22 protein-coding genes are annotated in these 24,368 nt (G+C 33.5%); 16 read left to right on the top strand and 6 right to left on the bottom strand.

Going from position 1 to position 24,368, the window contains the following annotated elements; all coding sequences use genetic code 11:
- Positions 1 to 580 precede the first annotated feature (580 nt).
- Positions 581 to 1,324, bottom strand: coding sequence for an RDD family protein (locus tag AC23MC_RS11290; RefSeq protein ID WP_487568445.1), 744 nt, complete (start codon positions 1,322 to 1,324; stop codon positions 581 to 583).
- A 20-nt stretch (positions 1,325 to 1,344) separates the two neighbouring features.
- Between AC23MC_RS11290 and AC23MC_RS11285 the strand changes: the two genes are divergently transcribed.
- From AC23MC_RS11285 to AC23MC_RS11235, 11 genes are all read left to right on the top strand, one after another.
- Entirely contained in the window at positions 1,345 to 2,322 is a 978-nt protein-coding gene (locus tag AC23MC_RS11285) for a stage II sporulation protein M (protein ID WP_487568446.1), read from the top strand.
- Positions 2,323 to 2,326: 4 nt separating this feature from the next.
- Entirely contained in the window at positions 2,327 to 3,268 is a 942-nt protein-coding gene (locus tag AC23MC_RS11280; RefSeq protein ID WP_487568447.1) for a hypothetical protein, read from the top strand.
- Positions 3,261 to 4,019 carry a DUF4129 domain-containing protein gene (locus AC23MC_RS11275; protein WP_487568448.1) on the top strand — a complete coding sequence of 253 codons (759 nt, stop codon included), beginning with the start codon at positions 3,261 to 3,263 and terminating at the stop codon, positions 4,017 to 4,019. Before AC23MC_RS11280 ends, AC23MC_RS11275 begins: the two co-directional genes overlap by 8 nt.
- Complete coding sequence (locus AC23MC_RS11270; RefSeq protein ID WP_487568449.1) at positions 4,019 to 5,221, top strand: DUF4350 domain-containing protein; 1,203 nt, start codon at positions 4,019 to 4,021, stop codon at positions 5,219 to 5,221. The genes AC23MC_RS11275 and AC23MC_RS11270 overlap by 1 nt, the downstream gene beginning before the upstream one ends.
- A gap of 132 nt (positions 5,222 to 5,353) precedes the next feature.
- Positions 5,354 to 5,746 (top strand): GxxExxY protein, encoded by a 393-nt coding sequence (locus tag AC23MC_RS11265; RefSeq protein WP_487568450.1) that lies wholly within the window; start codon positions 5,354 to 5,356, stop codon positions 5,744 to 5,746.
- 232 nt (positions 5,747 to 5,978) lie between these two features.
- Positions 5,979 to 6,986 carry an AAA family ATPase gene (locus AC23MC_RS11260; RefSeq protein WP_487568451.1) on the top strand — a complete coding sequence of 336 codons (1,008 nt, stop codon included), beginning with the start codon at positions 5,979 to 5,981 and terminating at the stop codon, positions 6,984 to 6,986.
- Between the two features lie 11 nt (positions 6,987 to 6,997).
- A complete protein-coding gene (locus AC23MC_RS11255; protein WP_487568452.1) occupies positions 6,998 to 8,332 on the top strand; it encodes a DUF58 domain-containing protein in 1,335 nt (444 codons plus the stop codon).
- Between the two features lie 333 nt (positions 8,333 to 8,665).
- Positions 8,666 to 9,448 (top strand): TrmH family RNA methyltransferase, encoded by a 783-nt coding sequence (locus AC23MC_RS11250; RefSeq protein ID WP_487568453.1) that lies wholly within the window; start codon positions 8,666 to 8,668, stop codon positions 9,446 to 9,448.
- Between the two features lie 103 nt (positions 9,449 to 9,551).
- The gene (locus AC23MC_RS11245) at positions 9,552 to 11,777 is read left to right on the top strand and encodes a RelA/SpoT family protein (protein WP_487568454.1); all 2,226 of its coding nucleotides are present in this window, start codon (positions 9,552 to 9,554) and stop codon (positions 11,775 to 11,777) included.
- 95 nt (positions 11,778 to 11,872) lie between these two features.
- Positions 11,873 to 12,343: a Fur family transcriptional regulator gene (locus AC23MC_RS11240; RefSeq protein ID WP_487568455.1), complete on the top strand. Its 471-nt coding sequence runs from the start codon at positions 11,873 to 11,875 to the stop codon at positions 12,341 to 12,343.
- Between the two features lie 56 nt (positions 12,344 to 12,399).
- Positions 12,400 to 13,671: an adenylosuccinate synthase gene (locus AC23MC_RS11235; RefSeq protein WP_487568456.1), complete on the top strand. Its 1,272-nt coding sequence runs from the start codon at positions 12,400 to 12,402 to the stop codon at positions 13,669 to 13,671.
- A 60-nt stretch (positions 13,672 to 13,731) separates the two neighbouring features.
- Here the strand turns inward: AC23MC_RS11235 and AC23MC_RS11230 are convergent, their stop codons facing one another.
- From AC23MC_RS11230 to AC23MC_RS11215, 4 genes are all read right to left on the bottom strand, one after another.
- A complete protein-coding gene (locus AC23MC_RS11230) occupies positions 13,732 to 14,127 on the bottom strand; it encodes an ankyrin repeat domain-containing protein (protein ID WP_487568457.1) in 396 nt (131 codons plus the stop codon).
- Between the two features lie 176 nt (positions 14,128 to 14,303).
- The gene (locus tag AC23MC_RS11225; RefSeq protein ID WP_487568458.1) at positions 14,304 to 15,248 is read right to left on the bottom strand and encodes a phosphoribosylaminoimidazolesuccinocarboxamide synthase; all 945 of its coding nucleotides are present in this window, start codon (positions 15,246 to 15,248) and stop codon (positions 14,304 to 14,306) included.
- A gap of 127 nt (positions 15,249 to 15,375) precedes the next feature.
- Entirely contained in the window at positions 15,376 to 15,885 is a 510-nt protein-coding gene (locus AC23MC_RS11220; RefSeq protein ID WP_487568459.1) for a hypothetical protein, read from the bottom strand.
- A gap of 256 nt (positions 15,886 to 16,141) precedes the next feature.
- Positions 16,142 to 17,092: a PhoH family protein gene (locus AC23MC_RS11215; RefSeq protein ID WP_291093914.1), complete on the bottom strand. Its 951-nt coding sequence runs from the start codon at positions 17,090 to 17,092 to the stop codon at positions 16,142 to 16,144.
- 106 nt (positions 17,093 to 17,198) lie between these two features.
- On the opposite strand from AC23MC_RS11215, the gene AC23MC_RS11210 reads away from it, so the two are divergent.
- From AC23MC_RS11210 to dnaN, 5 genes are all read left to right on the top strand, one after another.
- Complete coding sequence (locus AC23MC_RS11210) at positions 17,199 to 18,026, top strand: SAM hydrolase/SAM-dependent halogenase family protein (RefSeq protein ID WP_487568460.1); 828 nt, start codon at positions 17,199 to 17,201, stop codon at positions 18,024 to 18,026.
- A 6-nt stretch (positions 18,027 to 18,032) separates the two neighbouring features.
- Positions 18,033 to 18,329: a putative quinol monooxygenase gene (locus tag AC23MC_RS11205; RefSeq protein WP_487568461.1), complete on the top strand. Its 297-nt coding sequence runs from the start codon at positions 18,033 to 18,035 to the stop codon at positions 18,327 to 18,329.
- Between the two features lie 136 nt (positions 18,330 to 18,465).
- Positions 18,466 to 19,191 carry a gliding motility-associated ABC transporter permease subunit GldF gene (gene gldF, locus AC23MC_RS11200; protein WP_487568462.1) on the top strand — a complete coding sequence of 242 codons (726 nt, stop codon included), beginning with the start codon at positions 18,466 to 18,468 and terminating at the stop codon, positions 19,189 to 19,191.
- A complete protein-coding gene (gene gldG, locus AC23MC_RS11195) occupies positions 19,191 to 20,855 on the top strand; it encodes a gliding motility-associated ABC transporter substrate-binding protein GldG (protein WP_487568463.1) in 1,665 nt (554 codons plus the stop codon). The genes gldF and gldG overlap by 1 nt, the downstream gene beginning before the upstream one ends.
- A 72-nt stretch (positions 20,856 to 20,927) precedes the next feature.
- Positions 20,928 to 22,046: a DNA polymerase III subunit beta gene (gene dnaN / locus AC23MC_RS11190; RefSeq protein ID WP_248433436.1), complete on the top strand. Its 1,119-nt coding sequence runs from the start codon at positions 20,928 to 20,930 to the stop codon at positions 22,044 to 22,046.
- Between the two features lie 310 nt (positions 22,047 to 22,356).
- Here dnaN and AC23MC_RS11185 read toward each other — a convergent pair whose 3' ends face one another.
- The gene (locus tag AC23MC_RS11185; RefSeq protein WP_487568464.1) at positions 22,357 to 23,904 is read right to left on the bottom strand and encodes an AbgT family transporter; all 1,548 of its coding nucleotides are present in this window, start codon (positions 23,902 to 23,904) and stop codon (positions 22,357 to 22,359) included.
- Between the last annotated feature and the right edge of the window lie 464 nt (positions 23,905 to 24,368).

The raw sequence follows: 24,368 nt of genomic DNA, 5'->3' as shown, positions 1-24,368 counted from the left end.
GGATGATTCAAAATTTAAATTATTTACTTTTTATCATTTCAAATGATTTTTTTATTTCGTTTGGAATTTATTCAATTTTATACTTAATACTATCAATTTTTACAAAAAAGGAAATTCTGTACAAAACTGACAATGAAGTTTGTAAACTGATTATCTGTTTAGGAATTATCTATTTTGTAGTTTGGACAATAGCTATTTTTATTTCATTTACAGATGTAGAAAGTAGAACTTATTTACTAAACAGAATGTTCGGAAAATATTGGATTGGATTTTGGTTACAACCTCTATTTTGGATTGGAATGACCCAGTTACTGAGAATAAAAAAGATTCAAAAGAATTGGCTTTTCCGAATTCTTTTCAGCTTCTTTTTTATATTTTCATTTGAAAAAATAGTTATCATTATAACCTCATTTCACAGGGATTATTTGCCCAGTACTTGGACAATGTATTCGGATTTAGATTTTTTACCTGATTATTTTTGGATAAATCTAATCTTAAAAATAATTCTTTTTTTATTGTTTGCAGGAATATTTTATTTCATCCGAAATATGATTTTGAACTTTCGGACAAAGAAATAAAACTACATGTTCTGCGTATAAAAACTATAATCCTTTAAAACAGTTCTAATAAACTCAGTATCGCTTCCGGAAATATTTTTAACTCCGGTTACTTCTTCAATTTTATTGCGAAGTTTAATTAACGTGGAAAAATCTCTTTTCATTACAGCCACATTAAATGTTTCTTTGATAATGCGTGCATCGTTATCACTTAACTTAATTACCAAAGGATAAGTTGGTACATAAGCAGTATCAATCTCTTCTAAAATAGTGTGATTAATATTGATATCGTTTTTCAAACTAATCACAGCAGTTCCGGCAGTCATATCGCCCAATCGTTGCGTTTTTGTACTGGTAATCATGGCAATTAAACCTACAACTCCCCAACTGATATTCACATCAATTATTCTAAATAACCATCGCATTAAATAATCGCCAAATGAAGCTTGATAACCATCAATTTTAACAACTTTCATTTGCAACAATCTTTTTCCAATTGTTTGTCCTTCCAAAATACTTTCAAAAATGAGCGAATAAAATATAACCGGAGAATATACCACAATAATAATGGCATAATAAGACCAATTGTCTAGGCCAAGCATTCGTTGGTTTATTCCGAGGTAATAAAAAAAGATACTCCAAATCACCACAGCATAAGCCGCTTTCACCAGTAAATCAAGCAAATAGCCTAACATTCTGTGTCCAACAGAAGCCGCTGAAAAATTTATAGTAACATTTTGTGTTGTTGTTATGGATAATTCTGACATATTTTATATTTTAGCAAACCATGAGAGAAGTTGCATTCATAAAGCAAAATAAAGCAAAATGGCTCGAATTTGAACAAGCTATTTTTGGTAAAGCTAAGAAAAATCCCGATGAAATGGCTAGTTTATATATCCATTTAGTCAATGATTTATCGTATGCCCAAACCTATTACCCTAAAAGTAAGACGGTTATCTACCTCAATCACCTTGCTTCGCAAATTTATCAAAAGATTTATAAAACCAAGCGAACAGAGCAAAATAGAATTGTTTATTTTTTCTCTACCGAAGTACCATTGGTTGTTTATGAATACAGAAGATATTTAGTTTATGCCTTTGTTTTATTCTTTTTATGTACTGGAATTGGTGTGATTTCCGCCAAATATGATGTTGATTTTGTTCGACTCATTCTTGGTGATAATTATGTTAATATGACCTTAGAAAATATAAAAGATGGAAATCCGGTCGCCGTTTACAAAAGCGGAAGCAATTGGGGCGGTTTTATAGCCATCACGATGAACAATCTTTATGTGGGAGCTCAATGTTTCATTTGGGGAATATTTTGCGGTGTTGGCACTTTTTTTATTATGCTTCAAAACTGTATCATGCTTGGTTCATTTCAATACTTTTTTTATCAAGAAGGCGTTTTTTGGGAAAGTGTCCGAGGCATATGGATTCATGGTTCCATGGAAATTTTTGCCATTGTAATTGAAACTGCAGCAGGATTTATTTTAGGAGCTTCTATCCTATTTCCAAAAACATATTCACGAATAAATTCTTTCAAGATTGGTTTCAAAAACGGATTAAAAATATTTTTAAGCACTATACCGTTTACTATTGCCGCTGGGTTTTTAGAAGGTTTCGTTACTCGATATTCACTAGAAATGCCCAACTGGCTCAATGTGGTAATCATTTTAGGAACGTTAAGTATCATTTCCTTTTATTTTTTAATTTTCCCGTTTATCGTTCACCAAAAAATGAAAACTTTTCAATTAAAACCATAAAACTATGTTTCAACTTTTCAAAAAAAGAAATTTTAGCGATTACATCAGCGACACGTTTACATTTTTTAAAGTAACCGGAAAACATTTTTTTAAAAATTATTTTATCATTAACGGAACACTTTTGATATTGCTAATGGTACTCACCTACTTTGTGTTTAAAGTATATTTTGAAATGATGTTTGCAAACATTGGTGTAGCTGCACCTAATTTTTTAGAAGATTATTTCAATAACAACATCGGTTTGATAATAGGTGTTTTTTTGCTATTCTTTCTTCTGATTATGTTTATTTCATTAATCAATTATGCTTTTCCGGTAATTTATATGAATTTATACGAAAAGAAAAAAGGAAACAATTTTGAAACCAAAGAAATTGTAGCCGATTTAAAATCAAAATTTGGTAAAATTGTTATTTTCTTTTTGGTGATTTTTCTATTAAGTATTACCGCCGGATTGATTATTATGGGATTGGTTTTTGCCTTAATGTTCATTTTAATCGGATTTGTTTTAGCTCTTATATTGGTTCCTGCTCTTTTAGCTTTTGTCCAATTGAGTTTCTATGAATATATGAACTCAGAAATTGGTGTTTTTGATGCTCTTGGAAAAGGTTTTGAAAAACTGAAACAAAATTTTTGGCCTATTGTTGGTTCTACTGTAGTGATGTATTTTATAATTCAAATTGTCATCACTATTTTTTCGATGGTTCCTTATATAATTGGAATTGCAAGTATGTTTACATCTCTTGAAAACGGAAATTCACAAGAAGAATCATTATCTTTTTTATCAATCATGATGGTTCTTTTTATGTTTTTAGCGATGTTGTTTAGTTATATTTTAAACAACTTATTAGTCGTTAACAACGGAATTATTTATTACAGTTTGAGAGAACAAAACGAAAACAAAAACACATTGAGCGATATTGATTTGATTGGAACTGATAGTGAATAAATTCCTCTACATATTCTTTCTACTCACTTGCCTAAATTCATTTTCGCAAGATACATTGACCTATGAAGAAGTTGCTGAAGAAAAGATAATTTTCACAGAAAAAGATATCAAAATAGATTCTTCAAATCTTGAAACCAGAACGTTTGAAGAAAATTTTAAAGACAACTATCAAGACAACGAATACATTTATGAACAAGCTGTAAAAGAATCTAATTGGTGGGATCGATTTAAACAATGGTTAGCTGATTTTTTCAAAAATCTTTTTAATTTGAGTAGCGATACTGTTTCTGGGAAAGTTGTCGACATTCTTATAAAATCGCTGGCGGTTTTACTTATCATTTTTGTAATTTATTTAATTGTAAAATCAATTATGAATGGCGAAGGACAATGGATTTTTGGAAAATCATCCGACAAAAAAGTGATTCATTATGAAGATATTGAGAAAAATATTCACTTAGTTGATTTTGAAAAACTTATCAAAGAGACTCTGAAATCAGGAGAACAACGGTTAAGCATTCGCTATTATTACTTATGGCTTTTGAAAAAAATGAGCGATAAAAATTTGATTGAATGGGATATTGAAAAAACAAATTCAGACTATTTGTATGAAATAAAAGAGCAAACATTAAAAGCTGATTTTGAATATGTTTCCTATCTCTACAATTACATTTGGTATGGCGAATTTGAATTAGACGAACAAACCTTTGAAAAAGCAAAAACCGCTTTTGAAAAAATCATCAAATCCATCTAATGAGCAGAACGATAAAAATATATATTGTTTTTTTAGTTGCTGTAATGGCATTGATAATTTTTGTTGATGCTAATCGTCCGCGACCCATCAATTGGATGCCAAGTTTTGATATCAAATCGAAAATCCCGTTTGGATTGAAGATTTTTCAAGAGGAAAAAGACAACTATTTCAAAGGTGATTCGGTTAACGAAATTCGTGTAACTCCGTATGAATTTTTTGATGCAAATTATGATTATGATACATTAGTAGATACCTATACCATCAAAGGTGCATTTTTGACGATTGATAATTATTATGACATAGACGAATCATCAACCGATGAAATTCTATACTTTGTATCGCACGGAAATGATGCTTTTTTGAGCATGAGTTCTTTTTCTCAAAAACTACTGGATTCATTAAAATTTGACACTCAAAACCATTATTTCGAAGATCGTATTGAAGTAACCTTAGCCAATAAAAAGCTGGACGATAAAGAATATCAAATGAAAATGGGTGTTTCCGGTTATCATTTCTCTTCTTTTGATACGTTAAAAACTACTGTTTTGGGCTATCAAAAAACCAACGATTCAACCTATGTGAATTTCATCAAAGTTCCGCACGGAAATGGTAATTTTTATCTCCATACGCAACCTTTCGCCTTCACAAACTACTATTTGTTGAAAGACCGAAATTATCAATATGCAGAAAAAGTGTTGTCATACATTCCAAAAGGAAATGTTTTTTGGTATCCAAACAAAACCTATAATAGTTCTGTTTCCGATTCGCCAATGCGATTTATTTTGAGTAATGAAGGACTAAAATGGGCGTGGTATTTATTTTTAATCGGAATGATTATCTTTATGATTTTCAATGCCAAACGAAAACAACGGATTATTCCAATCATAAAACCATTAGAAAACACGACCGTAGATTTTACCAAAACAATCGGCAATTTATACTTTCAGGAAGGAAATCACGACACCATCATGGAAAAGAAAATCATCTATTTCCTTGAAAAAATTAGACAAGATTATTTAATTGATACACAAAATTTAGATGATGATTTCATCAAAAAAGTACATCAAAAAACCGGAAAAGATATCACTATTATTGAAAAAGCAGTTTTACTCATCAAACGACAACGAAAAACATTTAAAAGTACAGAAGCCGATTTGATTGAGTTGAATGGTGTTTTGGAGAAGATTTTGGATGTGAAATAATTCATATTTTAATAGCACACGGATTTTAGTGGATTAAGTGGATTTTCACTGATAAATAAGTCGACTAAGTCGAAATGGATTCGAACAGATTAAGATAATAATAAATAAGTTTTTCATTAAAAAATAAACGCCATGCAACACAAAGAAATGACAGCAGAAATTATCAATTCATTTTATAAAGTTTACAATACTTTGGGATATGGATTTTTAGAAAAAGTTTATGAAAATGCACTGTCAATTGAACTAAAGAAAAAAGGATTAAATTGTAAAAGACAAAAACCGATTACAGTTTTTTATGAAAATGAAATTGTTGGAGAATATTTTGCTGATTTAATTGTAAACGATGAAATAATTATCGAATTAAAAGCATATGAAACCTTAATAGAAGAACATGAAATTCAAGTCGTAAACTATTTAAAAGCAACTAAAATTGAAGTAGCTTTGTTACTTAATTTTGGAAAAACACCCGAAATAAAAAGAAAAATATATTCAAACGAATTTAAAAAAATAAATAATAACCACTAATTTTAAACCAAATTAAATCCGCTAAAATCCATTTTTGCTTAGTAAACAAAAGAAATCAGCGTAAATCTATTTAATCCTTTAAAATCCGTGTGCCATTAAAAAAAGTAAAAACAAAACACAATTTTAAACCAAATGAAATCCGCTAAAATCCATTTTTGCTTCAGCAAACAAAAAAGAAATCAGCGTAAATCCATTTAATCCTTTAAAATCCGTGTGCCATTAAAAAAACAATATGGAAGAAAACCTAATCCCATCCCAACCAGACTACACCGTCAACTTTGAATCCCGCATCGACCTCAAACCCTTGCAAGAAAGCATTCAAGCCATCAAACAAGAACTAAACACAGTGATTGTTGGCCAACACAAAATGATTGATCAATTATTGGTTGCAATACTTTCAAACGGACATGTATTGTTAGAAGGTGTTCCCGGTGTAGCAAAAACCATTACAGCAAAATTGTTAGCCAAAACGTTGAGCATTGGCTTTAGCCGAATTCAATTTACACCCGATTTGATGCCATCAGATATTTTAGGAACTTCTGTTTTCGATTTAAAAAAATCTGAATTTGAATTTAAAAAAGGCCCAATTTTTTCCAATCTAATTTTGATAGACGAAATCAATCGTGCTCCTGCCAAAACACAAGCCGCATTGTTTGAAGTAATGGAAGAACGTCAAATCACGATGGACGGAACGACTTATGCAATGACCGCTCCTTTCTTAGTAATTGCAACTCAAAACCCAATTGAACAAGAAGGAACGTATCGCTTACCGGAAGCTCAATTGGACCGATTTTTATTTAAAATCAACATCGATTATCCAAAATTGGAAGAAGAAATCAACATTCTTCAAAAAGAACATGCGTTGTTGAGCGAAAATAAATTAGGAAACATCAAAACCTTACTAACAGCAGAAGATATTCAACAATTTCAAGTTTTAGTGAAACAAGTTATTGTAGAACCAAACTTGTTGGAATACATTGCAAAACTAGTTGTAAACACCAGAGAAAATGGCTTTTTATATTTAGGTGCTTCACCTCGTGCATCAATTGCAATTTTAAATGCTTCCAAGGGATTTGCAGCTCTTCGCGGTCGTGATTTTGTAACTCCCGAAGACATAAAAGAAGCAGCCATTCCGGTTTTACAACATCGAGTAATTGTGACTCCCGAACGCGAAATGGAAGGCATAAGCAGCAAAGAAATCATTCAACAAATCATTGAATCCATCGAGATTCCGAGATAAATTTATAAGTTTTGAAAAAAGGTTTTAAACAACTTTACATAAACAATTTCTTTTTCTACTTGCTCGGTGGCATCGTGGCGGTATTTATTGTGAGTTTCTTTTTTCCGGTTTTTTATAACGTGGCTTGGTATTTTCTGATTATAACATTGTCTTTTTTTGTATTGGATATCATCATCCTTTTTGCTGCAAAAACAGGAATTGAAGCCACCCGAATTGCTCCGGAAAAATTGTCAAACGGCGATGAAAATCCCATTAGTATTTCCATTCGAAATTATTACACATTTGCAGTTTTTTCTAAGGTAATAGACGAAATTCCGTTTCAGTTTCAAGTCCGTAATTTTGATATTAAACGAAAAATAAAAGCTTCTTCGCAAGATGACATTCAGTATTTCCTTCGTCCGGTTGAGCGTGGCGAATATGTTTTTGGAAATCTAAATGTTTACATTTCTTCGCCTTTGCGGATAATTTCCAGACGATTTACGTTCAACAAAGACCAAATGGTGCCCACTTATCCATCCTACATTCAGTTACGGAAATATGATTTGATGGCTTTTTCTAACAATTTGTTTCAATATGGTGTGAAGAAAATCCGCCGAATTGGTCATACCATGGAATTTGAACAAATTAAAGAATACATTCAAGGTGATGACATCCGAACCTTAAACTGGAAAGCCACAGCCAAGAAAAACAGTTTGATGGTCAACCAATTCCAAGACGAAAAATCGCAATCGGTTTATATGATTATTGATAAAGGTCGTGTAATGAAAATGCCTTTCAATGGATTGAGTTTACTGGATTATGCAATCAACGCTACTTTGGTTTTGTCAAACGTAATACTTAAAAAACACGACAAAGCAGGTATGTTTACCTTCTCCAAAAAAGTGGAGAACAGAGTCGTAGCCGAAAAACGTTCCTCTCAAATGCAATTGATTATGGAATGTTTATACAACATTAAAACCGACTTTTTCGAGAGCGATTTCAGCCGATTATACACCGATGTGAAGAAAAACATCAATCAACGTAGCTTACTTTTGCTTTACACCAATTTTGAAACACTCGATGGTTTGCATCGCCAACTTCCCTATTTAAAAGGAATTGCTAAAAATCACTTGCTCGTAGTTGTCTTTTTTCAAAATACCGAACTCAACGACCTCATCCACAAAAAAGCAGAAACGGTTCAAGAAGTATATGACAAAGTCATCGCCGAAAAATTCATGTTCGAAAAACGTCTAATAGTAAACGAACTCAAGAAATACGGCATATATTCCGTCCTCACCCAACCGGAAAACTTGACTTTAGATACAATTAATAAATATTTGGAGATCAAAGCAAGAGGGATTTTGTAACTGTTGTCGGTTGTCGGTTATCCGTCAACTGTAAACCGATGACAGAAAACCGATGACAGTCAGAAGCGAATGGCTCGGGCATTTCCAGCCATCCATTTTCCCGCTTTCCGTTGCAATCTTGCCAAAAAAGGCAAGGATTTCCACTGCAATCGGGGCTAAAAAGGAAACAAATCGCCTACTTTGAAACAAAAACCGTAGAAAAATATTTCTCACAGAAAGCACAAAATTCACAGAACAACCCAAAACCCGAAACCCGAAACTCGCAACCCGAAACCCGAAACCCGCAACTTGAAACATAAAAATCCCTATCTTAGCCAACCAAAATATATCACCTTGAAAACAATCACTTCCGCACAAAATCCTTTCATCAAATCACTAGTTCAATTGCAGGAAAAAGCAAAAACCCGCAAGCAAACCGGCACGTTTTTAATGGAAGGCAAACGCGAAATTGAATTAGCCGTAAAAGGTGGTTATCAATTAGAAACCATTTTATTTTTACCCGAATTAATTTCAGAAAAAGACTTAAAAAAATTCTCAGTTTCAGATTGCATTGAAATTTCAAAAGAAGTCTATCAAAAATTAGCCTATCGCGACACGACGGAAGGAATTCTAGCCATCGCAAAATCAAAATCGCATCTATTATCCGACTTAATACTATCTGAAAATCCACTCATTTTAGTTGCGGAAGGAATCGAAAAACCAGGAAATATTGGAGCTTTATTACGAACCGCTGATGCCGCAAACATTGATGCGGTGATTATTGCCAACCCAAAAAGTGATTTATACAACCCAAATGTGGTTCGTTCCAGTGTGGGATGTTTGTTTACCAATCAAATTGCAATTGGAACGACCGAAGAAGTTATTGCTTACTTAAAAAAGAATAACATTGCTATTTATTCGGCAACATTGCAAAACTCGAATTCCTATCACATAGAAAATTACACTACTCCAACTGCATTGGTGGTGGGTACAGAAGCTACCGGCTTAACAGAACCTTGGCGAAAAGAAAGCAAGCAAAACATCATCATCCCAATGCAAGGTGAAATTGATTCGATGAATGTTTCGGTGGCGGCTGCAATTTTGTTGTTTGAAGCGAAAAGGCAAAGAGGTTTTTAGATTTACACACTTTCCTTTTGATTTTTTTTACTTAATATTTATCAATTTTTCTACTTGCACAATTCAAATCAATTTTCTACTTTTAGTAGATTAAGAACATGCCATGACAGAAATAGATATTGAACAAGAAAACAAAGCCATTGCTAAGGAATATAAAGAATTGCTCCGCATTAGTTATCAAACACTTACACCGGAAGACAAAAAAATAATCCGCAAAGCATTTGACGTGGCTGTAGAAGCCCACAAAGACCAACGACGTAAATCGGGAGAAGCCTACATCTTCCACCCTATTGCTGTGGCAAAAATTGTAGCTTCCGAAATTGGTTTGGGAGCCACCGCGATTGCCGCTGCCTTGATGCACGATGTCGTGGAGGATTCGCCAATTACCGTTGCCGAAATTGAAAAAATGTTTAATCCAAAAATTGCTCAATTAGTTGACGGATTAACCAAAATAGCCAAAGTGAAAACCGATCAGGAAATTTCGATGCAAGCCGAAAATTTCCGTAAAATGCTATTGACGTTAAACGATGATGTTCGGGTAATACTCATCAAACTGGCCGACCGTTTGCACAACATGCAGACCATGGAGTCAATGGTGGATTATAAGCAGGCAAAAATTGCTTCGGAAACACTGTATATCTATGCTCCGTTGGCTCACCGTTTGGGATTGTATAATATCAAATCTAAGTTAGAAGATTTGGGTTTAAAATATACCGAACCCGATGTATATGCTGACATTGTTGGCAAAATGAAAGAAAGTAAGGAAGAACAAGAAGACTATATCACTTCGATTTCTGATATTTTAAAGAAATCATTAGACGAAGAAGGCATCGAATATACAATCAAAGGTCGACCGAAATCCATTTATTCCATCCGCCGAAAAATGTTGGCTCAAGGAGTTTCATTTGATGAAGTATATGACAAATTTGCATTGCGAATTGTCTATAAATCCAATCAACATGATGAAAAATTCGTGGCTTGGAAAATTTATTCCATAGTAACCGATCATTACCGTCCGAGTCCGAGCCGACTTCGTGATTGGATTTCTTCTCCAAAATCTACAGGTTACGAAGCTCTTCACATTACCGTCATGGGACCAAAAGGTCGTTGGGTAGAAATACAAGTTCGTAGCGAACGGATGGATGAAATTGCAGAAAAAGGGTATGCCGCACATTATAAATACAAACAAGGAATTTCGGAAGAAAACACGTTGGACACTTGGCTTAATTTATTAAAAGAAGCTCTTGAAAATTCAACTTCCAATGCGGTTGATTTTGTGGAAGATTTCAAACTAAATCTCTATTCTAAAGAAATTTATGTTTTTACACCAAAAGGAGAAATAAAATCGCTTCCAAAAGGAGCTACTTCGTTGGATTTTGCATTTAGCATTCACTCTGAAATTGGCGTGAGAACCCGCGGAACGAGAGTAAACGGCAAATTAGTTCCCCTAAATCATGTTTTAAATAGTGGCGATCAAGTAGAAGTAATTACCTCTGCAAATCAAAAACCGAATTCCCATTGGTTGGATTATGTGACTACTTCCAGAGCAAAAAATAAAATCAAAAATGTTCTCAACGAAGACACCAAAAAAATAGCAGAGGACGGTAAAGAACTGTTAACCAGAAAATTGCGTCATCTAAAAGTTACATTAAATGAAGCCACTGTTAATGAGCTTGTTGTTTATTTTAAACTTAAAACAAGTTTAGATTTATTTTATCGTGTGGGAATTGGAACAATCGACAACCAGCAGTTAAAAGATTTTGCAGCTCAAAAAAGTAGCACATTGATGAATTTCTTCAAGAAAATGAAGCGTTCACCAAGTGTTGCTCCGGAACAGATTCAAAAATATGAGCTGAGCAAAAATTTTGATATGCTCGTTTTTGGAGCAGAACAAGACAAATTAGATTATAAATTATCGAGTTGCTGTAACCCAATTCCTGGAGATGATGTGTTTGGATTTTTAACCATAAATGATGGTATCAAAGTGCATAAAAAAGATTGTCCGAATGCCATAAGTTTACAATCAAACTACGCTTATCGGATTATTCAAGCCAAATGGATTGATTCGTCTCAAGAAGATTTTAAAGCTGTCTTAAAAATTACAGGAATGGATACGTTAGGATTAACCAACGAGCTTACTAAAGTGATTTCCAATCAAATGCATGTAAACATACAAAGTATTTCCTTAAGTGGTGAAGCTGGAATTTTTAACGGACAAGTAACGGTTGTTGTTCAAAACAATACCATTTTAAAACGCTTAATTGAGAACATCAAAAAAATTGATGGAATTGATAAAGTAACACGTGTTACGAACGCTAAAATGAATTAATTATTGACATTTTTTTTGATAATCTCAGTTGAAATATACATCGTTTAATGGTCAAAATATAAAAATAGTGTATCTTTGCAGATATGGAAAATCCAATGGAAAATAACAAAAATCAGGATATCGTAAAAAACGTTTTTACCAAGTTTCTGGAAGAAAAAGGACATCGGAAAACCCCCGAACGCTACGCAATTCTTCAAGAAATATACAATAATTTGGAGCATTTTGACATCGAATCATTGTATATCAAAATGAAAAATAAAAACTATCGCGTAAGTCGTGCCACGTTATACAACACTATTGAATTACTTTTAGATTGTGGTTTGGTTAGAAGACATCAATTTGGACAAAACCAAGCTCATTACGAAAAATCATACTTTGACAAACAGCATGATCATATTATTATGACCGATACTGGCGAAGTAATTGAATTTTGCGATCCGAGAATTCAACAAATTAAAAAAACAATTGAAGAGATTTTTGGTATAGAAATACACAATCATTCTCTTTATTTATACGGAAATAAAAAAGTGGTGCCTGCTGAAAATACGGTAGTACCATCAGAATAAACTAAAACACAACTAAATCTGGGAAATTTTCCCTTAAAAAAACAACCAACTAAAAAATGACTGTAGATTTATTGCTCGGCCTGCAATGGGGTGACGAAGGAAAAGGGAAAATTGTAGATGTTTTAACTTCAAAATATGATATAATTGCCCGTTTTCAAGGCGGCCCAAATGCCGGACATACGTTAGAATTTGATGGTATTAAGCACGTTTTACGAACCATTCCGTCTGGAATTTTTCATAAAAATGCCATCAACATTATTGGAAATGGAGTTGTAATGGATCCAGTAGTTTTTCAAAAAGAATTAGAAGGCTTGGAAAAATTCAATATGGATGTTAAATCTAAATTACTGATTTCCAGAAAAGCACATTTAATTTTACCAACTCATCGCTTATTGGATGCAGCTTCAGAAGCTTCTAAAGGAAAAGCAAAAATTGGTTCTACTTTAAAAGGTATTGGTCCAACGTACATGGACAAAACCGGAAGAAACGGAATTCGTATTGGCGATATTGAACTAGCCGATTTTAAAGAACGCTACCGTTCATTGGCAGATAAGCATGAAGCGATGATTTCGTTTTATGATGTGGATTTAGAATACGATTTAAAAGAAATGGAAGATGAATTTTTTGCTTCCATCGAAGTATTAAAATCATTGACCTTTATTGATAGTGAAGAATATTTGAACCAAGCCATTAAAGCCGGAAAATCAATTCTTTGTGAAGGTGCTCAAGGTTCTTTATTGGATATTGATTTTGGAACGTATCCATTTGTAACCTCTTCAAATACAACAGCTGCCGGAGCTTGCACCGGATTAGGAATTGCTCCAAATAAAGTAAAAGATGTTTTTGGAATCTTCAAAGCTTACACTACCAGAGTTGGTAGCGGACCTTTCCCTACCGAATTATTTGACGAAGACGGTCAAACTATGGCTAAAGTTGGTAACGAATTTGGTTCAGTAACAGGAAGAGCCAGACGTTGTGGTTGGTTAGATTTAGTTGCTTTGAAATATGCCGTTCAAGTAAATGGCGTAACTGCTTTATATATGATGAAAGGCGATGTGCTTTCAGGTTTTAAAAAACTTAATGTATGTACTGCTTACAAATACAAAGGAAAAGAAATTAGCCATTTTCCATACAATATTGAACCGGAAAATGTGGAACCAATTTATACAGAAATGAAAGGTTGGGAAGATGATTTAACAGGAATGACTTCGTATGAAGAACTTCCTCAAGAGTTAAAAACATATATCGAATTTATTGAAAATGAAGTAGAAGTGCCTATCAAAGTGGTTTCGGTTGGACCGGATAGAAAGCAAACTATTTTAAAATAAAAAAAATCCCATCTGCTCAGTAGATGGGATTTTTAATTTACAACTAACCTAAACCAATTTTTATTTTTTTGAATGATTTTTTAAAAGTTCAACTGCTTCATTTGCATTTGAATTTTCAGCGTGATTAAGAGCAGTATTTCCTCTTTCATCTTTTGCTTTTACGTTTGCTCCTTTTTCTAAAAGCAATTTGATAATTTCAACTTGATTATAACGGGCAGCATACATTAACGGAGTTAATCCGTTTGTAGTTTCGTTAATATCTGCACCGTATTCGATGAATTTTTTTACCACATCAACTTCCCCTTTGCTGATTGCAACACACAGTGGTGTTGAATAAAATTTTGCATAAACATTTACTTCTGCTTTTGAAGTAGTTAAGTTTCCATTGTTAGCTGCAGTAGCTAATGTGCCAAAGCCCAAAAGGGCAATTCCTAAGTAAACAATTGATTTTTTCATGATGTTCGTTTTTTGATTAATGATTGATTAATTTTTTGATGATTGATTATAGTAATAGACGATAGGTTATTCTAATTGTTACATTATTAAGTTTTTATAACAAATTTTTAACATTTACACATAAAAAAAGCCAGACAATTGCCCAGCTAAATTTTTATAAACTATAGTTATTATTGCTATTTGAGGTAATTCAACACATTTGCTTCAATTCTCTCATGAATATTAGAAATATCAGCTTTAATGAATTTTTCTCCTATAATATTTTCATATAATTCGATGTATCGTTCTGAAACAGTTTCAATATAAGCCTCTGTCATATCCGGAATTTGTTGACCTTCTTTCCCTTGAAATCCATTTTCTATCAACCAACGACGAACAAATTCTTTAGAAAGTTGTTTTTGCTCTTCATTATTATCTTGTCTTTCTTGATAACCATCAGCATAAAAATAGCGAGAAGAATCCGGTGTGTGAATTTCGTCAATCAAAACAATTTTTCCGTCTTTTGTTTTTCCGAATTCATATTTGGTATCTACCAGAATTAATCCTCGTGAAGCTGCTATTTCAGTTCCGCGTTGGTATAATGCTCTTGTGTATTTTTCTAAAATTAGATAATCTTCTTCAGAAACAATTCCTTTTTCTAAAATGGCTTCTCTAGAAATATCTTCATCATGCGAACCATTATCTGCTTTGGTAGTAGGTGTAATGATTGGTGTGGGGAATTTATCATTTTCTTTTAATCCTTCACGCATTTCTACTCCACAAAGTAATCGTCTTCCGGCAGCATATTCTCTGGCAGCATGACCAGAAAGATAACCTCTTATTACCATTTCCACTTTAAAAGGATCACATAAATGTCCGATAGCAACATTTGGATCGGGAGTTGCAATAAGCCAATTCGGAACAATATCTTGGGTTAATTGCATAAACTTTGTGGCAATTTGGTTCAGAATTTGTCCTTTATACGGAATCCCTTTTGGCATGACAACGTCAAAGGCAGAAAGTCTGTCAGTAGCAATCATTACAAGAATTTCATCATTAATGTTATAAACTTCTCTAACCTTGCCTCGGTAAACAGATTTTTGGTTGGGAAAATTAAAATTCGTAGTAGTTATTGTGTTCATCGTATGTGTTGTTGTGAATTGCAAAAGTAAAAATTATAACCCACTTTTTATTCATTAAAACCTTTAAAAAATTTCAAAAAAAAGGATAACAAGTGAATGTTATCCTTTTAATAATTCAATTTATGAATTAGAACATAATATTATAAGTAACTCCTAGACCTACAACTTGAATGTCGATATCATTTTCGGCAAACGTGTGTTGATAGTAACCATAGAAATTCCATTTTTCATTGTGGTAACCAATTTGTGGGCTTAAATATAAACCACCACTGTTGTCATTGGCATTGGTTAAAAATCCGTAACCGAAATCTGCTCCTACAAACAACCCTGCAGGTTGAGCGTAATATCTTGCGAAACCGGCTAATGGAATTAAACCGAAATCTTCTGCTTGATCTTTACCAAAAAAATGATTGTAACCAGAAGCTATACCGATCCCAAAGCTAGGATTTACCAAATATTGCCCTCTAACGTCTGCTCCTACAGTAAAAGAGGCTACGTCTGCTGTGTCACCAATTGGTAGACCAACATTTAATCCTGCTTTGAACCATGAATTGTCAGGCGTAATTTTCACTTCTTGTGATTGTGAAAAAGCAAAACTTGCTGTAAACAAACTGAATACTAAAACGATTTTTTTCATTTTTAATTTATTAATTAATGTTAATTACTATTAGCTAGTCAAATACTGTGCCGAAAAAGTAATTAAATTCTTATTATTTGGCTGTCAACAAGTTACACTTTGGCAGTCTATTTTCTTTTTAAAATTATATTCATTCCTTTAATTAGCAAGAATAAAATTGTAGTGAGTACTTTTAAAAAAACAAACCTTCCCAAAAAATGAATTCGGAAAGGTTTGTGCTTTACTATTAGTATAAATCTGTAGTTAAATTAGGCAGTTAGTCCAAATTCTCAATACTCTTATAAGCATCAATCACTTTTTTAACTAATCGGTGACGAACAATATCTTTATCATCTAAATAAATTATACCAATTCCTTCCACATCTTTCAAAATCAGAATTGCTTCTTTTAATCCGGAAATCGTTCTGCGAGGTAAATCAACTTGTCCCGGATCTCCGGTAATGATAAACTTGGCATTTTTTCCCATCCGTGTCAAAAACATTTTCATTTGAGAATGAGTTGTATTCTGAGCTTCATCCAAAATTACAAAAGCATTGTCTAATGTTCTTCCACGCATGAAAGCTAAAGGTGCAATTTGTATAATTCCTTTTAAAATATAATCTTCCAACGTTTGTGGGGGCAACATATCACGCAAAGCATCATATAAGGGTTGCATATACGGATCGAGTTTTTCCTTCATATCACCTGGAAGGAATCCTAAATTCTCACCAGCTTCAACAGCCGGACGAGTTAAAATAATTCGTTTTACTTGTTTTTCTTTTAAAGCTTTTACAGCCAAAGCAACGCCTGTGTATGTTTTTCCTGTTCCGGCCGGACCTACTGCAAAAACCATATCATTTTTTTGAACCAATTCAACTAATTTTTGTTGATTCGGGGTCATTGCTTTGATGAGTTTTCCGCCAATACCGTGAACCAAAATTTTGTCATGATCAGGCATTCGTTGTTCTTCCTGCGAATTACTTTGAATTACTCGATCAATAACGTTAGCATCAATATTATTGTAACGGGTAAAATGAAGCATCAATCGGTTAAAACGATTTTCAAATTCATCTAACACTTCCTTCTCGCCGTAAGCCTTCAAGGTGGTTCCTCGGGCTACAATTTTTAGCTTTGGATAGTATTTTTTGATGGTTTCAAGATGGGTATCTTGAGCTCCCCAAAACTCTTTTGGGGCGATGTCGTGTAGTTCAATAATTCTTTCGTTCAAAAGCAACAGTTTTAAAATTAAAAAATAGTTTTTAATTAGTAGATTTGCATCACTCAAATTTAAACAAAAAACTTCGTAGGTTCTACGAATAGTTATAAACAAAAAAATGTCAATAATTACGCTTACGACGGACTACGGACTCAAAGACCATTTTGTGGGTGCTTTGAAGGGTAAAATTATATCTGAATTTCCGGATGCCAAGATTATAGATATTTCGCATAATATAGATCCGTTTAATGCTTCCGAAGCAAGTTATATTATACAAGCTGCATACAATAGTTTTCCTAAAGGAACTGTCCATTTAATTGGTGTTGACGCCGAACGCAATGCCGAAAATGAACACATTGCCATGGAGTGGAACGACCATTTTTTTGTATGTGCCGATAACGGAATTTTGAGCATGCTCACGCAACACATTGTTCCGCAAAAAATTGTAGCTATTAACATTCATGACCGTTTATCACAGGATGCAACTGACATGGATATTTTTAAAACCGTAGCTTGCCATTTGGCAAAAGGTGGAACATTAACGGTGATTGGAAAAGAAATTTCTGCCTTAAAACAAATTACTGATTTGCAACCTATTGTTTCGAAAGATGGAAATTCTATTAGAGGAAACGTTATTTACATTGATCATTTTGGAAATATTGTCATTAATATATCTAAAAAACAATTTATTGAATTAGGAAAAGGAAGACCATATGAAATTGATATTAAGCCAAGACCATTAAAAACAATTTTACCTAATTATTCGTCTATTGCTGTTTCCGATAAGTTTCCGATTAAATATTATGAAGGAGAAAAATTGGCTATTTTCAACGAAGCCGGTTATTTGGAAATTGCCATATTTAGAAGCAATGCTGCAACCGTTGGCACAGCGACAAGTTTATTAGGAATTGGTTATCGAGACACCATTACCATTAATTTTAAATAAATAACTATGTTTGTTCGAATCGTAAAAATGAGTTTTCACGAAGAAAATATTCCGAAGTTTTTGGAAAATTTTGAATTAATGAAAGAAAAAATACGAAATGCTCCGGGAAACCGTTTGTTAGAATTGTATCAGGATAAAAACAATCCCGAAATATTTTTCACCTATAGTTATTGGGAAACCGAAAACGATTTGGAAAACTACCGCAATTCTGAACTATTTTATGATGTTTGGCAGTTTACCAAAAAATTATTTAATGATAAACCGGAAGCTTGGAGTGTGGATAAGTTAGTTTCTTTAGTTTAAGCTAGTTTAAATTGGTTTAATATTGTTCTTTTAAACTCTTAAACCTTTAAACTTTTAAACCTTTAAACTTTTAAACCTTTAAACTTTTAAACCTTTAAACTTTTAAACCTTTAAACTTTTAAACCTATAAAAATAAATGAAAGCAATTCTTCTTCGAGAAATAAAATCATTCTTTGGTTCACCCATTGGTTACATGGTGGTGGCGATTTTTTTAATCCTTAACGGACTTTTCCTTTGGGTTTTTGAAGGTGATTTCAATATTTTAAATAGTGGTTTCGCCGATTTGAATCCGTTTTTCACCTTAGCTCCTTGGATTTTAATTTTCCTAATTCCTGCTGTAACCATGCGAAGTTTTTCGGATGAAAAGAAACAAGGAACAATTGAATTATTACTTACAAAACCATTAACAAGTTGGCAAATTGTAAACGGTAAATTTATTGGAGCATTTGTTTTGATAATCATTGCGTTAATTCCCACATTGGTTTATGTTTTTGTCATTTCAAATTATGGTTCTCCGTCCGGAAGTTTCGATTTGGGAAGCACAATTGGTTCCTATTTTGGTTTACTTTTCTTGGTTGCATCTTACACATCGATTGGATTGTTTACTTCTACTCTATCCGAAAATCAAATTGTTGCGTTTATCATCGCTGTATTTTTGTGTTTTCTGTTTTATTTTGGATTTGAAGGTATATCAACATTAACTGCTTCTTTTTCAGATTTTGTTGCTTCGTTGGGGATGGATTTTCATTACAAAAGCATTAGTCGTGGTGTAATCGATACTCGCGATGTTCTCTATTTTATTAGTGTGACGGTTTTATTTTTGGCTGCAACAGTTTATCAACTTAAATCCCTGAAAAACTAATGAACACGCAAACTAAAAAAAATATACTCCCATTTTTACTGCTTTTGGCAGTAATTATTGTCATTAATATAGTTGGAAATTTCTATTTCAAACGATTTGATTTAACCCAAGATAAACGTTATACTTTATCGGAAAGCACAATTAAACTAATCGAAAATATTGAAGAACCTGTTTTTATTGATGTGTTTTTGGAAGGTAATTTCCCTCCTGAATTCAAACGTCTTCAAAACGAAACCAGACAAATTTTAGAAGAATTTCGTAGTCATAATTCCAATCTAATTTTTCAATTCACCAATCCGTTGGAAGATGAAAGTCAAGCTCAACAATATGTAGAAGAATTGATTAAGTTGGGTTTTATGCCAACCAACATCAACAGCAACAAAAAAGGAAAAAAAGAAGTAATCCAAATTTTTCCTTGGGCAATTGCTAATCAGAATGAAAAATCGGTTCGCGTACCACTTTTGATTAATAATTTTGGTAATTCTCCTGAAGAAAACATCAACAGTTCTGTGCAATTATTAGAATTTGCTTTTGCTGATGCAATTACAAAAATCACCACCGAAAAAAAGAAACGCATAGCTGTTTTAAAAGGAAACGGACAATTGGCCGACAAATACCAAGCAGATTACTTATTGAATTTGAGAGAATATTATCAATTAGGGGAATTTAATCTGGATTCATTGCAAGATAATCCGCAAAAAATTCTTGAAAACCTAAACCGTTTTGATGCTGCTCTTATCGTTAAACCAACCGAAGCCTTTTCGGATAACGAAAAATACATCTTAGATCAATTTGTGATGAAAGGCGGAAAAAGTATGTGGTTGATTGATAAAGTTGTGGCCGATATTGATTCCCTTCAAAATGAAAATAATGCTACTTTGGCTTATCCAAGAGAATTGAATTTAGATGATTTATTTTTTAAATACGGAGTCCGAATCAATTATCAATTAGTGCAGGATTTGCTGTCGACACCTATTACTGCTCAATCTGCTCAAGGCGATGTTCCTATTGATTGGTTATATTCTGCCATCGTAAAATCAGAAAATAATCATACAATTAATAAAAACATCAACCTCATAAAATTAGAATTTTCCAATACGATTGATACGTTAAAAAATGGTGTCAAAAAGACAGTTCTACTTAAAAGTTCTCCTCAATCCAAAGCTGTTGGTGCTCCTCTAGAACTAAATTTATATGAATTCATGGATGAATTAGATGAGCAATCCTATAACAAAGGAAACCAAAATCTTGGAGTTCTTTTAGAGGGAAAATTTACATCGGGTTTTAAGAATAGAGTAAAACCTTTTCAAGTAAAAACCAATCTAGACGAAGGCCAGGAAAATAAAATGATTGTGATTGCCGATGGTGACATAGTAAACTACAATTACGTTAATAAAAAACCATTAAACGGCGGCATCGATCAATGGACACAACAAGTTTATGGCAATAAAGAATTTTTGCTGAATGCCATGAATTATCTGTTGGATGACAGCGGACTTATTAACATTAGAAATAAAGAAGTAAAATTAGCTTTTCTGGACAAAGAAAAAGTAGAGAAAGATTACACCTTTATTCAACTCTTAACTGTTGGATTGCCAATACTGTTGTTGTTTCTATTTGCTGTTTTATTCGCTTATTTGAGAAAAAGAAAATATGCCCGATAGATGTTAATAAAATACTTTTTTTCTTTCAATACTTACCTTTATATTTGTGGGATATAAAAAATAAAAACCGAAATGAAGTTTATAGTATCGAGTTCGTATTTATTAAAGCAACTACAAGTGTTAGGTAGTGTGATTAACAGCAGCAATACGCTACCAATTTTAGATAATTTCTTATTCGAATTAGACAATAATCAGTTGATTGTTTCTGCTTCAGATTTAGAAACAACCATGTCTGCCACTCTTGAAATAGACAGTAAAAGCGAAGGAAGTGTAGCAGTACCGGCCAAATTATTATTAGAAATTCTAAAAACATTCCCGGAACAACCTTTAACGTTTACTGTTGAAGAGAATAATACCATCGAAATCAGTTCAAATTCAGGAAAATATGCATTGGCTTATGCTTCGGGTGACGAATTTCCAAAAGCAGTTGTGTTAGACGATCCATCTTCTACGTTAGTTCCAGCGGAAGTTTTAGCAACAGCAATCAGCAAAACTATTTTTGCTGCCGGAAACGACGATTTACGTCCGGTAATGTCTGGTGTTTTCTTCCAATTTTCTCCGGAAGGATTAATTTTTGTAGCTACTGATGCTCACAAATTAGTAAAATATTCTCGCACAGACGTGAAAGCTTCTGAAGTAGCCGATTTTATTATGCCTAAGAAACCATTAAATATCTTAAAAGGTATTTTAGGAACTTCCGACAGCGAAGTAAAAATTGAATACAACGATAGTAATGCAGTGTTTTCATTTGATAATTACATGTTAGTTTGTCGTTTAATTGATGGAAAATATCCAAACTACGAAGCGGTAATTCCGAAGGAAAACCCAAATAAATTGCATATCGATAGAAGTCAGTTTTTGAGTTCTGTGCGACGTGTGGCTATTTTTTCAAATAAAACAACACATCAAATTCGTTTAAAAATTGCCGGAACCGAATTAAATATTTCTGCAGAAGATATAGACTACTCTAACAAAGCAGAAGAAAGATTAACGTGTGATTACCAAGGTGATGATTTACAAATTGGCTTTAACTCTCGTTTTCTAACAGAAATGTTAACTAACCTTCAATCGGATGAAATTCAATTGGAAATGTCGTTACCAAACCGTGCCGGAATTCTAACTCCTGTTGACGGTTTAGACGAAGGTGAAGTAATCACGATGTTGGTTATGCCGGTTATGTTGAATAACTAATCATAAAAAACAACAACTCAAACCGTAATTTTTTAATTGCGGTTTTTTTTGTGCCCTATCCCGCCATTCTCTCCAAGATTTTTTGTTGGCTTGGCATTTTCTAAGCAAAAAAATGAGCTTCTAAAGTCGCTATTTTTTGGCAAGAAAATGTCCAACCCAACTGCAAAATGCTTTCCGTTTCTGTCGGGGGCAAAATGAGTGCAAACATAGCATTACAATTCAAAATTTTATTGTCAATGTCACTACCAACTAAAATAAAAAAACCCGTATTTCAATAAAAATACGGGTTAAATTTATTTATAATCGCTCATTAAGGAGCAATATATTCATAAGAAGCTTGCAATCCTAACGGAATGCCTAAAGCCCAGTAAATTAAAAGAAATATCGTCCATAAAACCATAAAAGCGATTGAGTATGGAATCATCATCGAGACCAATGTTCCAATTCCGGTACTCTTTACATATTTCTGACAATACACAACCACCAACGGGAAATAAGGCATTAACGGCGTTACAATATTAGAAACTGAATCCCCTACTCTATACGAAGCTTGAGTTAAATCAGGAGAAATTCCTAATTGCATCAACATTGGCACCATAATAGGAGCCAAAAGAGCCCATTTTGCAGAGGCAGAGCCAATAAATAAGTTGACAAAAGCAGTTAACAAAATAATTCCAACGATTGTAATTTCGGGTGCAAGAGCCAATGCTTTTAAACCAGAAGCACCTTTAATTGCTAACAATGCCCCTAAATTTGATTTGGTAAAAGCATCGATAAAAAGAGCACAGAAAAAAGCCATCACGATGTAATAACTCATTCCGCTCATCGATTTGGTCATGCTATCGATAATGTCTTTTGACTTTTTGAAAGTACCTGACATTAACCCGTAAACCACTCCCGGAATTAGGAAAATAATAAAAATTAGCGGTACAATCGAACGCATCAATGGAGCGGAAAGTGCGGCTAAATCTCCAGATTCAGCACGCAAAGCAGAATCGGCAGGTGCTGCCCAAAAAAACAAAGCTAATAAACAGACTACCATGACTGAGCAAGCTGCCCAAAAAGCTTTTTTCTCTTTTGGTAAAAGTTTATCCATTGTGGGTTGTTCGTCGGGATTTACTTCAACGGAAACCGATTTTAAACGAGGTTCAACTATTTTGTCTGTGATATACCAACCAATTGCAACAATTAATAAGGTAGAAGCTGACGTAAAAAACCAGTTGTTCAATGGATTTAATTCTATGGCTGGATTAATAATTTGTGCGGCAGATTGAGTAAATCCTTGTAACAACGGATCTATTCCTGACGGAATAAAGTTGGCACTAAATCCACCGGAAACTCCGGCAAAAGCGGCTGCAATTCCTGATAGTGGATGTCGGCCGGCGGCATAGAAAATTACACCTCCAAGGGGAATAACTAACACATAACCCGCATCAGTAGCAGTATGAGACACGATAGCTACCAAAATAAGCATTGGCGTTAATAAAGCTTTTGGTGTAATACTCAACATTGATTTTAGTCCGGCATTGATGAAACCGGCATGTTCTGCCACTCCAACTCCAAGCATCGCAACTAATACTATTCCTAATGGTGCGAATCCTGTGAAGGTGGTAACCATGTTGGATAAAAAAGCTGCTAATGAAGTTCCGCTTAATAAATTAATTACTTCAATTGGTGCTTGCGAACGAGGATCGATTACATCAAAAGTGACATTGGATAATAAGGCTGAGATAATCCATATTCCAATCATAAGGCTGAAAAACAAAATAGCCGGATCGGGCAACTTGTTTCCTTTTTTTTCAATAAAGTCTAGAGCTTTGTTTACAAAACCCTTTTTTTTAGGTACGTTTTCTTCCATAAGGTTAGTTTGTTTATGGCACTAATGTAATAATTTTTTTGTTATGTGTTGTTGGTTGTTGGTTGAAAGTTGCGGGTTACAGGTTGAAAGTTGAGGGTTTGGAACCAAAAAGAGGTGAAGTAGAATTTAATGTACTTTCTATTATGAGATCCTTCCTTCGTCAGGATGACAAGATTGCGGGAAACTGCGAATGAAAACTAGGACTGAGACTTTATTTGCCACAAAGAAAGGAAGGCACGAGGTTTAGGGTTGAAAGTTGTGGATTACGGGTTTGGAACCAAAAAAAGGTGAAGTAGAATTTAATGTACTTTCTATTATGAGATCCTTCCTTCTTCAGGATGACAAGATTGCGGGAAACTGCGAATGAAAACTGGGACTGAGACTTTTTTTGCCACAAAGAAAGGAAGGCACGAGGTTTAGGGTTGAAAGTTGTGGATTACGGGTTTGGAACCAAAAAAAGGTGA

It is taken from the genome of Flavobacterium sp. T50_26 (assembly GCF_057652995.1).
The sequence above is the reverse complement of the archived record's forward strand: the minus strand, read 5'-3'. Positions and strand labels throughout refer to the sequence as shown.

What these genes read in the sequence shown, in the direction of transcription:
- AC23MC_RS11290 (WP_487568445.1), bottom strand. Translation starts at nt 1,324, where the DNA reads ATGTCAGAATTATCCATAACAACAACACAAAATGTTACTATAAATTTT.
- AC23MC_RS11285 (WP_487568446.1), top strand. Translation starts at nt 1,345, where the DNA reads ATGAGAGAAGTTGCATTCATAAAGCAAAATAAAGCAAAATGGCTCGAA.
- AC23MC_RS11280 (WP_487568447.1), top strand. Translation starts at nt 2,327, where the DNA reads ATGTTTCAACTTTTCAAAAAAAGAAATTTTAGCGATTACATCAGCGAC.
- AC23MC_RS11270 (WP_487568449.1), top strand. Translation starts at nt 4,019, where the DNA reads ATGAGCAGAACGATAAAAATATATATTGTTTTTTTAGTTGCTGTAATG.
- AC23MC_RS11265 (WP_487568450.1), top strand. Translation starts at nt 5,354, where the DNA reads ATGCAACACAAAGAAATGACAGCAGAAATTATCAATTCATTTTATAAA.
- AC23MC_RS11260 (WP_487568451.1), top strand. Translation starts at nt 5,979, where the DNA reads ATGGAAGAAAACCTAATCCCATCCCAACCAGACTACACCGTCAACTTT.
- AC23MC_RS11245 (WP_487568454.1), top strand. Translation starts at nt 9,552, where the DNA reads ATGACAGAAATAGATATTGAACAAGAAAACAAAGCCATTGCTAAGGAA.
- AC23MC_RS11240 (WP_487568455.1), top strand. Translation starts at nt 11,873, where the DNA reads ATGGAAAATAACAAAAATCAGGATATCGTAAAAAACGTTTTTACCAAG.
- AC23MC_RS11235 (WP_487568456.1), top strand. Translation starts at nt 12,400, where the DNA reads ATGACTGTAGATTTATTGCTCGGCCTGCAATGGGGTGACGAAGGAAAA.
- AC23MC_RS11230 (WP_487568457.1), bottom strand. Translation starts at nt 14,127, where the DNA reads ATGAAAAAATCAATTGTTTACTTAGGAATTGCCCTTTTGGGCTTTGGC.
- AC23MC_RS11225 (WP_487568458.1), bottom strand. Translation starts at nt 15,248, where the DNA reads ATGAACACAATAACTACTACGAATTTTAATTTTCCCAACCAAAAATCT.
- AC23MC_RS11220 (WP_487568459.1), bottom strand. Translation starts at nt 15,885, where the DNA reads ATGAAAAAAATCGTTTTAGTATTCAGTTTGTTTACAGCAAGTTTTGCT.
- AC23MC_RS11210 (WP_487568460.1), top strand. Translation starts at nt 17,199, where the DNA reads ATGTCAATAATTACGCTTACGACGGACTACGGACTCAAAGACCATTTT.
- AC23MC_RS11205 (WP_487568461.1), top strand. Translation starts at nt 18,033, where the DNA reads ATGTTTGTTCGAATCGTAAAAATGAGTTTTCACGAAGAAAATATTCCG.
- gldF (WP_487568462.1), top strand. Translation starts at nt 18,466, where the DNA reads ATGAAAGCAATTCTTCTTCGAGAAATAAAATCATTCTTTGGTTCACCC.
- gldG (WP_487568463.1), top strand. Translation starts at nt 19,191, where the DNA reads ATGAACACGCAAACTAAAAAAAATATACTCCCATTTTTACTGCTTTTG.
- dnaN (WP_248433436.1), top strand. Translation starts at nt 20,928, where the DNA reads ATGAAGTTTATAGTATCGAGTTCGTATTTATTAAAGCAACTACAAGTG.
- AC23MC_RS11185 (WP_487568464.1), bottom strand. Translation starts at nt 23,904, where the DNA reads ATGGAAGAAAACGTACCTAAAAAAAAGGGTTTTGTAAACAAAGCTCTA.